Origin of the sequence: Sulfurimonas sp. HSL3-2, from assembly GCF_039645965.1 — a bacterium.
GTDB lineage: Bacteria > Campylobacterota > Campylobacteria > Campylobacterales > Sulfurimonadaceae > Hydrocurvibacter > Hydrocurvibacter mobilis.
This window is the reverse complement of sequence record NZ_CP147917.1, coordinates 1,248,418-1,261,620: the sequence shown is the minus strand read 5'-3', so window position 1 is coordinate 1,261,620 and position 13,203 is coordinate 1,248,418. Positions and strand designations below refer to the sequence as shown.

The 13,203-nt window shown below is 43.3% G+C and carries 11 protein-coding genes; 8 read left to right on the top strand and 3 right to left on the bottom strand.

Annotated elements, in window-relative coordinates:
- The first annotated feature begins 15 nt into the window (after nt 1-15).
- The 8 genes from WCX87_RS06320 to WCX87_RS06285 are packed head-to-tail and all read left to right on the top strand — an operon-like array spanning nt 16 to nt 9,034.
- Nucleotides 16-2,433 carry a hydrogenase small subunit gene (locus tag WCX87_RS06320; RefSeq protein WP_345978572.1) on the top strand — a complete coding sequence of 806 codons (2,418 nt, stop codon included), beginning with the start codon at nt 16-18 and terminating at the stop codon, nt 2,431-2,433.
- The gene (locus WCX87_RS06315) at nt 2,433-4,109 is read left to right on the top strand and encodes a nickel-dependent hydrogenase large subunit (protein WP_345978570.1); all 1,677 of its coding nucleotides are present in this window, start codon (nt 2,433-2,435) and stop codon (nt 4,107-4,109) included. Before WCX87_RS06320 ends, WCX87_RS06315 begins: the two co-directional genes overlap by 1 nt.
- Nucleotides 4,106-5,863, top strand: a complete 1,758-nt coding sequence (locus tag WCX87_RS06310; RefSeq protein WP_345978568.1) for a proton-conducting transporter membrane subunit — start codon at nt 4,106-4,108, stop codon at nt 5,861-5,863. Before WCX87_RS06315 ends, WCX87_RS06310 begins: the two co-directional genes overlap by 4 nt.
- Nucleotides 5,860-6,684, top strand: a complete 825-nt coding sequence (locus WCX87_RS06305) for an NADH-quinone oxidoreductase subunit H (protein ID WP_345978566.1) — start codon at nt 5,860-5,862, stop codon at nt 6,682-6,684. The genes WCX87_RS06310 and WCX87_RS06305 overlap by 4 nt, the downstream gene beginning before the upstream one ends.
- On the top strand, nt 6,677-7,210 hold the full coding sequence (locus WCX87_RS06300; protein WP_345978564.1) for an NADH-quinone oxidoreductase subunit B family protein: 534 nt from the start codon (nt 6,677-6,679) through the stop codon (nt 7,208-7,210). The genes WCX87_RS06305 and WCX87_RS06300 overlap by 8 nt, the downstream gene beginning before the upstream one ends.
- Nucleotides 7,197-7,544 carry an NADH-quinone oxidoreductase subunit C gene (locus WCX87_RS06295; RefSeq protein WP_345978562.1) on the top strand — a complete coding sequence of 116 codons (348 nt, stop codon included), beginning with the start codon at nt 7,197-7,199 and terminating at the stop codon, nt 7,542-7,544. Before WCX87_RS06300 ends, WCX87_RS06295 begins: the two co-directional genes overlap by 14 nt.
- Nucleotides 7,541-8,626: a nickel-dependent hydrogenase large subunit gene (locus WCX87_RS06290; RefSeq protein ID WP_345978560.1), complete on the top strand. Its 1,086-nt coding sequence runs from the start codon at nt 7,541-7,543 to the stop codon at nt 8,624-8,626. Before WCX87_RS06295 ends, WCX87_RS06290 begins: the two co-directional genes overlap by 4 nt.
- A gap of 9 nt (nt 8,627-8,635) precedes the next feature.
- Nucleotides 8,636-9,034: a 4Fe-4S binding protein gene (locus WCX87_RS06285; protein WP_345978558.1), complete on the top strand. Its 399-nt coding sequence runs from the start codon at nt 8,636-8,638 to the stop codon at nt 9,032-9,034.
- A gap of 9 nt (nt 9,035-9,043) precedes the next feature.
- On the opposite strand, the gene WCX87_RS06280 is transcribed toward WCX87_RS06285, so the two are convergent.
- Genes WCX87_RS06280 through WCX87_RS06270 form a run of 3 tightly spaced genes read right to left on the bottom strand, consistent with a single transcriptional unit; the run spans nt 9,044 to nt 13,129 of the window.
- On the bottom strand, nt 9,044-11,170 hold the full coding sequence (locus WCX87_RS06280) for an adenylate/guanylate cyclase domain-containing protein (RefSeq protein ID WP_345978557.1): 2,127 nt from the start codon (nt 11,168-11,170) through the stop codon (nt 9,044-9,046).
- A complete protein-coding gene (locus tag WCX87_RS06275) occupies nt 11,171-11,881 on the bottom strand; it encodes a FecR family protein (RefSeq protein WP_345978555.1) in 711 nt (236 codons plus the stop codon).
- Between the two features lie 12 nt (nt 11,882-11,893).
- A complete protein-coding gene (locus tag WCX87_RS06270) occupies nt 11,894-13,129 on the bottom strand; it encodes a surface lipoprotein assembly modifier (RefSeq protein WP_345978553.1) in 1,236 nt (411 codons plus the stop codon).
- Between the last annotated feature and the right edge of the window lie 74 nt (nt 13,130-13,203).

Genomic DNA, 13,203 nt, shown 5'->3' with positions numbered 1-13,203 from the left:
TATAAAAGGTTGCGTATGAGAGTGGTAATCGTCGGCGGCGGTATAGCCGCGGTATATTTGGCAAACAATCTTAAAAAGCAAGACTCATCCCTAGATGTCTCGATCATAAGTGATGAGAAAAACCCTCCCTACGACAGAATACACCTCTGCCGTCTTGTCGATGAGAGTGAAGATATCGGAGGGATCTCTCTTCCTCTTGACCCTACAGTTAAACTTGAACTAAATCAAAGAATAAACAAGATAGACCCCGATGCTAAAAGAGTGTTCTCTGACGACTCTATGTTTAGTTACGACAAGCTGATAATCGCTACAGGTTCTATTCCTGTTACACTCTTTAATATAGACAACATAAAAAATGCAGCCGTATTTAGAAGTGCGAAAGATTGCGAGATCATCAAAGCAGGCGTATCAGGCCGTGAAGTCGTGATGGTCGGAAGCGGTCCCATAGGACTTGAACTTTTAGAGACGCTTAACGAAATGCCGAGTGTAGATCGTATAACGCTTCTTTCCCGCGGTAATCATCTTTATAACAAAGAACTCTCGAGCGATTCAATTAAGATCATAGAAGAGTGCTATACAAGAGACGGCAAGATAAGGATATCTTACGAAGACGAGATAGTTGACAAGACTATAGAAGAGAACGAGATAACAGTTATCAAGACTAAAAAATTTGAGATAAAAGACCCGTTTCTCGTCTTTGGTATCGGTATAAGACCCAACATCGCAAACTTCAAAGAGAGCCTTGAGTGTAATAAAGGGATACTGACCAACCTTTATATGCAGACTATGGATGAAGATATCTATGCCGTTGGAGAGTGTGCCGAGGTAAAAGATATCCATTTTATCGCGGGTCATGTCAAAGAGTGCACCCTGCAAGCCGATTGTGCTATCTCTCATCTTCTAGGCAAAGAACCAAAAGAGTTTAAACTCGAAGCTACAACAGATATGCTAAAGGTGGGTGAGTTTGATCTTATAGATGTCAACTCGCCAAAGTTCAGCTGCGGCTATGAAAAGGTACAGATCGCCTCAAAAGAGGACAATAGGATAGATGAGTACTTTTTAAACGATGACAAGCTGACAAGGTTTATAGGGATCAACTCCAATGTCGATGTCGGATACATAGAGGAACTTATAAATAACGGCGATGAGGTAGATATAAACTATCTTTATCAAAACAGACTGATCGGCGAGAGAGGAAGACTCATCTGTAGCTGTGAGCATATCTATCATCAAGACCTGGTGGATATAGTGACGAGCAGCGGCATCGGATCTTTTTCAGAGCTGGCACCGTTTTCGCAAGCGGGAAGAGTCTGCGGCAGATGTAAGATGATGGTCTCAAATATCATTAAAGAATCTCAGCATCTCATTGACCCGAATATGCCGAGAAAGACCCCGGAAGATATACAAAGAGAGAAAGAGGTTGCTGAGGCTCGTAAGCGTATCGAGAAGTTTAACACTCTTCATCCGAGAAACAATCTGACAACCGATAACCTTGAAGCTGCTATGGCATCTTTAGATATAGGAAAACATGAGGTAAACAGCTGGGTATCTATGGTAACGGCAGATATGCAGCTGCATCCAAGCTTTGAAGAGGTCGTAGAAGAGGGTGTAAAAACACTGAATAAAGTGCCTATAATCTGGCTGGAACTTGCAGACTGCAGCGGGAACTCCGAAGCGTTTATAAAATCTACAAACCCTGCTATTGAAGACCTTATCTTTGATTATATTTCACTTGATTATCATGAACTGCTTATGAGTGCCAGCGGTGACCAGAGCGAGACGGTACTGGAAGATATTATCAAAAATCAGAAGGGAGAATATGTCCTTATCGTCGAGGGCGCAGTTCCTTTGGCGATGGACGGCAAATTTCTTCGCATCGGGCCAAAAGGCGAGACTGGGCTTGAGCTTTTGAAAAAGTGTGCAAAAGACGCGGCACTTGTGATGGCGGTGGGAAGCTGTGCATTTGACGGCGGAGTTGTCGCAGCCGCTCCAAATCCGACGGGAGCTGTGGGAGTAGCGGATGCTCTCGGACGTGACGATGTCATTAATATATCGGGATGTCCGACAAACCCTATAAATATAGTGGGGACACTGCTTTCATACATCATGTTTGAAGAACTGCCGGCACTTGATCAGTTTAACCGACCTCTGTGGGCATATGAGGGGCGTGTACATGACAACTGTGAAAGACGCGGACACTATGAGCTCGGCGAGTTTGTCAAAGAGTGGGGCGACGTGGGTGCGAAAAAAGGATGGTGTCTTTTTGAGATGGGATGTAAAGGGCCTTATGCAAACGTCAACTGTCCGACGATGAAGTTCAACGGCGGGACAAGCTGGCCTGTTCAAGCGGGACACGGTTGTATGGGATGTACGGAGAAGGGCTTTTTTGATAAGTTCGCAAATGAGAGAAAATATGTTGAGGAAGAGAAGTGATGAGCACTAAAAAGATCGTTATAGACCCGATAACAAGGATAGAAGGACACCTAAGAGCCGAAGTCGAAGTCGATGATAACGGGATCGTGCAGGAAGCCTATGTAAGCGGACAGCTTTTTCGCGGCATAGAGATCATCTTAAAAGGCAGAGACCCTCGTGATGCGGGACTTATGGCAGGCAGGATCTGCGGTGTATGTACAAATGTACATTTCCGTGCGGCGATCACTTCAGTAGAAGATGCTTACATGATAGAGCCTCCCAAAAATGCCCAGATCATAAGAGACCTGATGTCAATGGCGCTTTTTATTCAGGATCATGTAGTGCATTTTTACCATCTTCACTCTCTGGATTTCGTGGATGTGACAAGTGCTTTAAATGCAGACCCGAAACTTACCTCCAAAGAGGCGCATAAATATACAGACCATCCTTTTAGAAATTCCCATTCTCACTATGAAGCGGTCCTCGTAAAACTGCAGAACTTTGTAAATGCAGGCAAACTCGGTCCTTTTAAAAACGGGTATTGGGGACATAAGGATTATAGACTTACTCCTGAACAAAACCTGATCCTCATCTCTCATTACCTTGAAGCACTGGAATTTCAGGCAAGCATCAGTAAAGCAGTGGCGATATTCGGTGCAAAGACACCGCATCCGCAGACTTTAGTCGTAGGAGGAGTTACGAGTGTCGCAGATATGCTCAATCCTCAAAGACTCAACGACTATCTGTTTGTCATAAAAGATGCAAAAGAGTTTATCACCCGTGCTTATCTGCCTGATATGAAGCTTATCGCCATGGCCTACCGCGATGAGATCAAAGCAGGGCTGGGACGTGCAAACGGGAACTTTTTATGCGTGGGCGGATATGAATTCGAAGGGGAACAAAATCTCTTTAGCAGCGGTATCATCTACGGGCACGACTTTACAAAGATAGAGGAGTTCGATGAGAGCAAGATAAGCGAAGAGGTCGACCGTGCATGGTACAGCGGAGATGCCAAAGACAACGAGGTGTGTTACACAGACCTCAATGAAGACGGAACACTCAAGACCGCGAAAAATGATGACAAATACTCTTGGATAAAAGCACCGAGATATGACAAAAAGACGATGGAAACAGGACCTCTTGCTCGGCTCATGGTGAGTTACTCAAAAGGCAATAAACTGATAAGGTCTTTTGTAGACGAGTTTTTAAAAGATACGGATCTGGAACTCATTGACCTCTCGAGTACGGTGGGCAGAAACTGTGCGAGAGCCATCGAGACAAACTACATCTGCGAGTATATCTTTAAACTTGTCTCGCGTCTGATTCAAAACATCAAGTATTACGACACCGATACCTGGACAAAGTATGATTTTAATGCCTTAGAAAAAGACGCAAAGGGAAGGGCCTTCTTTGAAGTACCCCGCGGTGTGTTGTCGCACTTTGTAAACATCAAAGGCGAGAAGATAGAGAACTACTCGGTCATCGCTCCTACGACCTGGAACGCTACTCCAAAGAACTATGATGGTCTTAGAGGAGCTTACGAAGAGGCGCTTGTAGGGATAAAGATAGAAGACACCTCAAAACCTCTCGAGGTATTAAGAGTGCTACACTCGTTTGACCCTTGTCTGGCATGTGCGGTGCATGTGATAGATTCACAGGGCAAAGAACTCAGCAGGTATAAGATAAATACGTTATGACGACAGCAATCCTGATCATCGCCCCTTTGCTATTTGCTTTGGCTGCACTAATCGCTCCCGTGATGATCAGAAATATACTTACGATCCTGTTTGTCATAGCTCTCAGTGCTTTGAGCCTTGGTAATGTTTTTTCTTTCAATACTTCTTTTGCGTTTCCTCTGCCGAACAGCTTTCATGAGCTTTTTATACTGCTTGACACTCTGCTGCTTCTCTATTTCCTTTGGCGCGGTATAGTAGCTAAAAATGCTCTTGTGATGCTGTTTGCCCTTGTGCAGATTGTTTTATATGCCGTAGTCGTGTATCTCTCTCCTGCAGTCGTCTCTAGCGATATCTTTGCCGATCATATCTCTTCGGTGATGTATCTTGTCATCAACATCGTCGGCGGGATGATCATCGTCTATGCGCTTAAATACATAGAGAGTGAAGAGCTTTCAAGATTCAAGAAAAACGGGTTTATTGCAATACTCTTTTTCTTTTTGTCCGTTATGAACTTTATAGTCTCGACAAACAACATTGAGATCTTCTTTTTGCTTTTTGAACTCACCACGCTTTGTTCCTATCTGCTCATAGGCTACCGAGGCGACGAACTCTCTGTAAAAAATGCGCTTCAGGCTTTATGGATGAACCAGATAGGCGGAGTGGCTATTCTTTTGGCTTTGGTATTTTCTATTTTAGAGTACAACACTCTTTATTTTGACGTACTCTTGGCCAACATAGACGAGATATACCTGCTTCCCGTCGTCTTCCTGGCAATTGCAGCGTTTGTAAAAGGAGCGAGCATCCCATTTGACAAATGGCTTATCGGTGCTATGGTCGCACCGACACCCGTGAGCGCTATTTTGCACAGTGCGACGATGGTAAAAATCGCACCATACCTGATGCTGAAGATATTTCCTGCGATGAGCGGGTTTCTTTCTCTCGGCGTGACACTGTTTGGTACATTCGTATTTTTTACGGCTACGCTTTTGGCTCTCGGCAAAGATTACTTCAAAGAGATCCTTGGGTATTCGACTATCGCACTGCTTGGACTTATGATGAGTCTGGCAGCCATAGGAACGCCTGAAGCCGTAACTGCCTGTTTGATCCTTATCATGTTTCATGCCGTCTCAAAAGCGCTGCTGTTCTTACAGGCGGGAGTATTGGAGAAGAGTTTTGGTCTGAAATATGTGGATGACATCGACGGCCTTGTGGAGCGGTCGCCGCTTACGGTGCTGTTTATCATCGTAGGTTTTGCGTCGCTGACACTTCCTCCTTTTGGTGTGTTTATAGGGAAGTTCATGGCGATAGAGTCGATCTCAAAAGAGATCATTAACAATCCTTTTTATACCTTTGCTTTGATATTTTTGGCTCTTGGAAGCACGCTTTTAACGCTTCTGTATTTTAAAGTCGTAGCAAAACTTTTTGCAAAAGACGTGGATGTAAAACCCTTACATGTAAAGATATCTAAGTTCTATACCGTACCCTCGTTTTTACTTTTAGCTTTGCTCTTTGTCGGGATATATATGATCTTTCTAAGTCATTTTTTAAGCTCGTTGGAATTCGTCGTTCCGCTGGTATTGATCGTGTTCGTACCTATTTTATTCGCGACTCTGCTGTTTAAAAATGCCCACAGGGTCAAAGAGTACAACTGCGGTGAAAAGGATGAGAGTAAGCTGGGGATGTACTACTTTTATCTCTCGGATGCTCTTAAAAAAGGTATCAACACCGCAGCAGCACTCTCTTTGTTGGTACTTATCGCAGGAGTATTGTTATGATGGAGGCTTTTTTCATAGCAGTAGCACCGCTTTTAGGCGGTCTGTTGTACGGGTTTGAAAGAGTGCTCAGAGCAAGGATGCAAAACAGAAAAGGTCCTCCTCTTCTGCAGCCTTTTTATGATATGTATAAACTCATAGGCAAGCAGGCTTTTATCGTAAACCCTTATCACTCGATACTTGGCATCGTCTATTTCATTACGCTTTGGATAGTCGTAGCGTTTATAATTTTGGGAGAAAACCTGCTATATATTATTTTCTTGCATCTTCTCTCAGTCGTCTTTCTTATCCTTGCAGGCTTTAGCGTGAGATCGGTATATTCACATATAGGTGCCAACAGAGAACTTCTTGCCACATTGGCATATGAGCCTGTCTTGGTTATGATGGCAGTCGGTTTTTTTATGATAAACGGCAGTTTTGAGATATCTGCGATAAGAGCAAACGCCTCATCCATCATACCTCTGTTCTTGCTCTTTTTGACCTTTTTAATGATCATCCCTGTAAAGCTGAAGAAGTCTCCATTTAACGCGACGGAAGCGCATCAGGAGATCATCGGCGGTGTCGAGGTGGAGTACAGCGGAGTGTTCTTTGAGTTTATGTATATGGCAAAATGGCTGGAGTATGTCTTTATCTACCTTCTACTTATGCTGTTTGCCGGGGACAATATCGCTTTAGGTACTGCCCTGTTTATCGGTACGTTTCTGCTGGTGAATCTGGTAGACAATGCAACGGCGAGGGTAAAGATGAGAGACCTGATAAAGATAGTCTTGACTCTTGGCATCGTTCTTGGAACTGTCAATCTTATAGGACTCTCTTATGTTTGATCTTAAAAAATACAGGAAAAAATCCCCTTGGATACTCCACTATAACGCAGGAAGCTGCAACGGATGCGACATCGAGATACTTGCCGCGCTCTCGCCGAAGTATGACCTTGAGAGATTCGGTGTCATAAACACGGGAAATCCAAAGCAGTCGGACATCTTTTTGGTGACGGGTCCCGTTACGTACAGGACAAGAGAGAGACTGGTGGAACTCTACACTCAGATGCCTGAACCAAAAGTGGTCATCGCAGTTGGAAGCTGTGCGTGTACGGGGTGTGTGTTTAGAGATATGTACAACGTAGAGGTAGGCATAGACAGGTATATCCCGGTGGATGTCTATGTACCGGGATGCGCATCCTCTCCTGAGCTTATCATCGACGGAGTCGTCAAAGGGTTGGAGATACTCGAACATAAGAGCAAAGAGATGGAAAAACCGTTCAAACTGTTTAAAGCTGCGACAATAGATGACGGCATAGTAAATAGACGCCACAGCGCACTAAAAGTAGGGGAAGACGATGCAAAAGATTGAGGTCTCTTTAGAAAAGATACGAGATGAGATAAAAGAGTTCTATGACTATAAAAAGTGGCATTTTTTGACTTTAAACGGAGTGGCGCTTGCAGATGAGAGACTAGAGGTACAGTGGATATTTTCAAAGTATGAGGCGATGGATGAGATCGTTATCTATTACGTAGTTATAGACTACACCGACACCATCCCCTCAGTCGTCGATATGATCCCCTCAGCCATCATCTCTCAGCGTGAGCTTGTAGATATGTTCGGAGTGACTGTCGAGGGCAGTTCTAAAGGGCTCTATCTTGACGAGGACTCAGAGATCTCTCCGTTAAAAGGATGCTCGGTATGAAAAAGACGATAAACATCCCTCTGGGCTCACAGCATATCTCGCTTTTAGAACCTGTGAGGTTTAAGTTCGAGTGCGAGAACGAGAAGATAATCGGTGTTGATTCAGATGTGGGGTTTGTCCACAGAGGAGTGGAAAAAGCGTGTACCACGAGTTTTAAATTCGACTCCATCGGGTATGTGGTCGCCAGAGTCTGCGGGCTTTGTGCCATCACACATTCTCTTACCTATACGGCTGCCATAGAGAAGCTTTTAGGTGCAGAGATAACATCTAAGGCAAAATACCTGAGGATCCTGCTTTTGGAACTCGACCGTATCCATTCACACATGCTCTGTCTGGCGCATACCTGTGAAAATGCGGGTTTTGAAGCTATGTTTATGCGGATCATGGGTGACAGAGAACTCATCATGGAGATACAGGAACTCATTACGGGCAACAGGATACAGTTTGACTATATAAACATCGGCGGGGTCAACAGAGACTTGGATGTAAACAGTGTCCAAAAGGTAAAAGAGAACCTTTACGAGGTCAAGCAAAAAGTGCAGGGCTATATGGATGAGTTCACCAACAACTGGAGTCTCTCTTTGAAGTTCAAAGGCATCGGTGCTCTAAGTCTTGACGAGGCTTACATGTACAACGCCATAGGGCCTCTTGCCCGCGCTTCGGGACTGCGCATCGATGTGCGTAACGAGATAGACTACCTTCCCTACAACGAGGTCGGCTATAAGATGCAGACGCACACGGACGGTGATATTAATGCAAGGAACATCGTAAGGCTCAACGAGATAGTAAACTCCATAGAGATGTGCGAGAACATCTTAAACGGAGTTCCCGAAGGCGAAATAGTCACAAAGGTCAAGGGTAAGCCTGAGGGCGAGACTGTAGTGCGCTTTGAAGCTCCAAGAGGTGAGCTGATGTACTATGTCAAAGCAAACGGCACGGCGATGCTTGAACGCGTACGCATAAAGACACCGACGTTCTCATGCATCCCTGCGTTTTCACATATATTTTTGGGTGAAGAGTATGCGGATGCTCCGGCAGTACTGGCATCTTTTGACCCGTGTATGTCGTGTACGGCGAAGTAGGGTAAAGCGATGTTCACCTCACTCTTTAAAGCATTTACAAATCTTTTTAAAAAGCCGCAGACTCTTGATTATCCCGTGACTCCTATACCAAAGGACAAAGAGTACAGAGGGCTCATAGAGTACGGCGAAGAGTCTTGCATCTACTGTCTGAAGTGTGAAAAGGCATGTCCTCCCGGAGCTATCCTGTTCGTAAAGACCGACAACCCCTCTCAAAACGAGAAGAACAAAAAAGGGCAGGAATACAACTATAATCCATACCTTTGCATCTACTGCGGTGAGTGTGTGCGGGCATGTCCAAAGCCCCAAGAGGCTCTTTGGCAGAGCAATAAAAAGCCCGACATCGCAGTAAAAAGTGATGACGTGAACACAAAATGGTTCGAGCTGGAAAAACGCCATAAAGAGCAGTGAGTCAAGAGACTATTTTGTACTCATTTTTAAGATAGGTGTAAACTCGATATCCGGATTTTGTATAAAATATTCGCATCTTTCTATATAAAACTCATAGAGTCTGCATGGGTTTTGCTCTTGCAGTTTTTTAAAGTTTTCATATGCCAAACCGACATTTGAATCTCTAAAATATTTTACAGCCTCACTGTAAAGCTGCATCTCATCGTCGGATATGTTTTTATTGCTGCAGATTACTTCATATATCTCGACAGCTTCATGTTTTCCCTTTACCTCGACGAGATCAATAGGTCTTATCCTATAATCTCCTTTTAGGCGTGAGTAAGTAGCATGAGTGATAAGTATCTGTGCCGCGTATTGTTTTGTAAGTCCTTCCAGTCTTGAAGCCAGGTTTACATTGTCACCTATGATGGTGTAATCGCTTCTACCGTAGGAACCCATATCTCCTGCCGTCACCACTCCTGTATGGATACCGATACCAATAGCGATCTCTACATCATACAGCGGTTTTATCATCTCATTTACTTTAGGAAGCATCTCTATCTGCTCTATCGCACTTGTGACCGCTTTGTCTGCATGATCTTCAATGACGACAGGGGCATTCCAATACGCCATGATCGCATCACCGATGAACTTATCGACCGTACCTTTATGAGATACGATGTTTTCCACCATCGGTGTCATATATGCATTTAGCATATGGATCACTTTGTCCGGAGAACCTATCTTCTCTGAGATGGTCGTAAAAGAGCGTATATCGCTGAAAAATATCGTTGCTTCAAGCTCTCTTGATGCAACAAGGTCTTCTCTTGAGTGAGCGATAAGATAGTCCATGATCGCAGGCGATACTTTTTTGCCAAGCAGCCTTTTGACCTCCTCTTTTTGTCTTGAAGCCATAATATAATCGATGGCGACGGACAGTATCAAGGTCAAAGAGAAAGCCATGATCGGAAAGAGCAGGTTTAAGACAAGACCGTACTGAAAGATCGATATAAAAAATATTTTGAACAAGCCATATAAAACAAGGGTAGCTACAGGAATAATGATCCATGATTTGATATATGAAAAAAGCAGCATCAGTCCAAATACGATAGCCCAGATTATTATCAGATCATAAACGACTGCGACAGAGGGTCTATATAAAAAATCCTGCTGTAAGATATTATCGATGGCGTTTGCATGAACTTCTACTCCGGCTATGGCATTGTCAAAAGGGATCGATCTCAGGTCAAACAGACCCACGGCAGATGTTCCGACAAGTACAAACTTGTTTTGCAGCTCTTTTGGATCAAACTGATTGTTTAAGATGTCTGCTGCGCTGATATACTTGAAGTATTTTTTAGCACCTCTGAAATTGACGACAAGTCTGCCTGAATGATCGGTCGGGATATTGAACTCTCCAAACGTTATGCGTTTTACTCCTGATTCATCACCGATGACATCCACTTTCTTGCTTTGGCTGTAGACTCTTACCATCTCTAAGGCCAATGATGGATATATGACGCCGTCATACTTCATGATAAGCGGAATATGTCTGATCATTCCACCCTCATCGGGAGTATTGTTGAAAAAACCGCTTGAATAGAGTGAGTTTTGAAGAACAGGTGTATTTAAAACGACTCCGCTGGGTTGTAACAGGCTACTGTCATTAATACCGTGTTCGATAAAGACTGCCGGTACCATAGGTGTGTCTTGCTCATCTGTTTTTTCAAATGTGAACATGTAGCCGCCGATCACCGGTGTTTTAGTGAAGCACTCGGCAAGTATCTCATCATAGTTTGGCAGGTTCTTGGATACTCCGGCAAACTTGGAGATAAGTCTGTGCGGAGATGTCCTGTCATCCTCTGCAAAGACGATATCCAAGCCTATGATCCCGGCATCTGCATCACTGATCTTGTAGATCAGTTTTGAGACAAGGTCTCTCGACCACGGCCACTGACCATACTGTTTTAGAGATTTTTCATCTATATCTACGATGACTACTTTATCGCTCTTAGGCAGTTCACCGCGGATTATGAATAGAAAATCCATAAACCTGCTGTTAAGAGAGAAAAAAGCCTCCGGCATAAAAAGATATGTCCAAGAGAGCGATGATGCCAACAAAAAAGCTGCAAAAACTTTAAATATAAAGTTTTTCATTTAGTTTATTGGAGCAGCAAAAGGTCCCCCTACAGCAGGATTCCCTCCACTTGGTTTTGATTGTTCTTGTTGTGTGGTCATATCTGAAAGGTCTTTAGCCGGCATATCAGGCGCATCCAGTTCTTTTTCTACTACTTGGTATACCTCTTGATCTCTGTTCTTTTCTCTTTGGGCTTTCATATCTCTGATCTCGATCTGATTTTCACGAAGTTCTATCATCTTGCCGGCTTTTATCTCTTTGAGATAGGAAGCATATTGAACGCTTATGATCCCGCTGTAACATCGGATCAGCTCTCTTTTTGGCATTATATCGGCAGAGAAATCTGTTCCTCTAATACCGATGGTCGCCGAAGCAGTTTTTACTTTAAACCTTTCAGGAGCGATCTTGCCTATCTCCCCGGTCACACAGCGAAAAAAACCTCTGCTTGCTTTCATATCCGCTTTAGAGTCCGGTGAACCGTCAAACTTAATATCATTGAATTTAAAAGATGTGTTTGCACCGATGGTTATAACGGTATTGTCCACGAGCATCACCTGTACTCTGCTTTTTGCTTTTGTGAGTATCTCATCAGCTGTTAGAAGTTTCATACCGCTTTTGATATCTAGCATCTGATCGGAACGATTTAGTTGAGCCTGACCTTTTACGACCATAACAGTCCCTATATCCGCCCAGGCAGATAAGGCTAAAAATAATAATATAAGTAGTTTCATGACTCTATACTCCTAATAGTTTAGACCGATGCCGAGCATAATAATATTTTTACTATACTCCGCAGGTACATAGTTTGAGGTGTTTTTAGCATATCTGTCCGACAGATACAACTCCAGATTGTCTTTTAGGTTGTGGGAGAGTTTGAGCTCTACCTGATGGAGGTTGTCTAATCTCCTGGTGTTGTCAGTAGTGTATATCGTAGCTACGTCGTCATCAAAAGAGGCATATATGAATTTATAATCGATTCTGGCGATAAGCCATGGCACTACTTTGTAGTTTACACCTAATGAGGCTGTAAATATACGTTTATTTATAAAAAGTGTCCCACCTGTATCGCCTGTATGAAAAGTCTCATAGGCTGTTTTCAAAAAGAGATAGTTCTTATCAAATATATAGTAAAGATCAACAGCGGAACCCAAAATATCTATATCTATTTTTTGATTTGAGGAACCGGAGTAGTAGCGTTTAGTGTAACTTGCATTGAGATTACAGATCAACTCGTCTGTCAAGAACATCGTAAGTCTTGGACTCAGCGCATACTGATGAAAAAGTTTTTTGTCCAAGTAGTAGACGTCATCATAGACAAGGGGAATATAAAGATCATATCCGTCTTCTTTATATCCTCCGCCGACTTCAAGCGAACCGGAAAAAAGATTGTAACGACTCTCTTTAAAATTGTTTTGATAGTAAACTCTCGCAGCCCCTTTGTAATACGCTCCGTTATTCTCTTGAAAGTTATCCCTGTAGCTGACGTCTCCGGTAAATCTGGAAAACATTGTAGAGAGTACACCTTCATTGTTCGTGGTGCCGTAATAGTTATCCAACACACCGCTTCCCGGAGTGACATTGATATTTGAGTCGTATCCTATTGCAGCCGATGCTTTTGCTTTCAGGGGATCGGGTGAAGATCTTTGTCCGGCAGGTTTTAAAGAGTCGCTCATCTCATAAGCCAGCTCATCTTTGCCGCTCTGTTTATAAAGTCTTATAAGAGCAGTTTTTGCTTCACTGTTGTTCTCATCTAAGATTAGAACTCTTTCATAAGCGCTCATCGCTTCATTCAAACTGCCTAGTGCCTCGGCAGATTTTGCCCAAAGCAGATGAAGTCTTGGAGTCTGATACTCATCAGTAGAGGCTTTAGCCTCCGCTACCGCTTTTTCATACTCTTTAGCCTTATAAAACTGATCTGCTTTCTCATAACTTGCAAGTAATAAAACATTTATAGAGAGTAAAAACACAAAGATTTTCATGCCGTTTCCTTTAGGTTAAACCATCATACTTCCTTGATTATAGAACCTTACAAATAAGAAAGTACTTAAAAATG

Coding starts and splice junctions, on each gene's coding strand:
- WCX87_RS06320 (WP_345978572.1), top strand. CDS start 16: ATGAGAGTGGTAATCGTCGGCGGCGGTATAGCCGCGGTATATTTGGCA.
- WCX87_RS06315 (WP_345978570.1), top strand. CDS start 2,433: ATGAGCACTAAAAAGATCGTTATAGACCCGATAACAAGGATAGAAGGA.
- WCX87_RS06310 (WP_345978568.1), top strand. CDS start 4,106: ATGACGACAGCAATCCTGATCATCGCCCCTTTGCTATTTGCTTTGGCT.
- WCX87_RS06305 (WP_345978566.1), top strand. CDS start 5,860: ATGATGGAGGCTTTTTTCATAGCAGTAGCACCGCTTTTAGGCGGTCTG.
- WCX87_RS06300 (WP_345978564.1), top strand. CDS start 6,677: ATGTTTGATCTTAAAAAATACAGGAAAAAATCCCCTTGGATACTCCAC.
- WCX87_RS06295 (WP_345978562.1), top strand. CDS start 7,197: ATGCAAAAGATTGAGGTCTCTTTAGAAAAGATACGAGATGAGATAAAA.
- WCX87_RS06290 (WP_345978560.1), top strand. CDS start 7,541: ATGAAAAAGACGATAAACATCCCTCTGGGCTCACAGCATATCTCGCTT.
- WCX87_RS06285 (WP_345978558.1), top strand. CDS start 8,636: ATGTTCACCTCACTCTTTAAAGCATTTACAAATCTTTTTAAAAAGCCG.
- WCX87_RS06280 (WP_345978557.1), bottom strand. CDS start 11,170: ATGAAAAACTTTATATTTAAAGTTTTTGCAGCTTTTTTGTTGGCATCA.
- WCX87_RS06275 (WP_345978555.1), bottom strand. CDS start 11,881: ATGAAACTACTTATATTATTATTTTTAGCCTTATCTGCCTGGGCGGAT.
- WCX87_RS06270 (WP_345978553.1), bottom strand. CDS start 13,129: ATGAAAATCTTTGTGTTTTTACTCTCTATAAATGTTTTATTACTTGCA.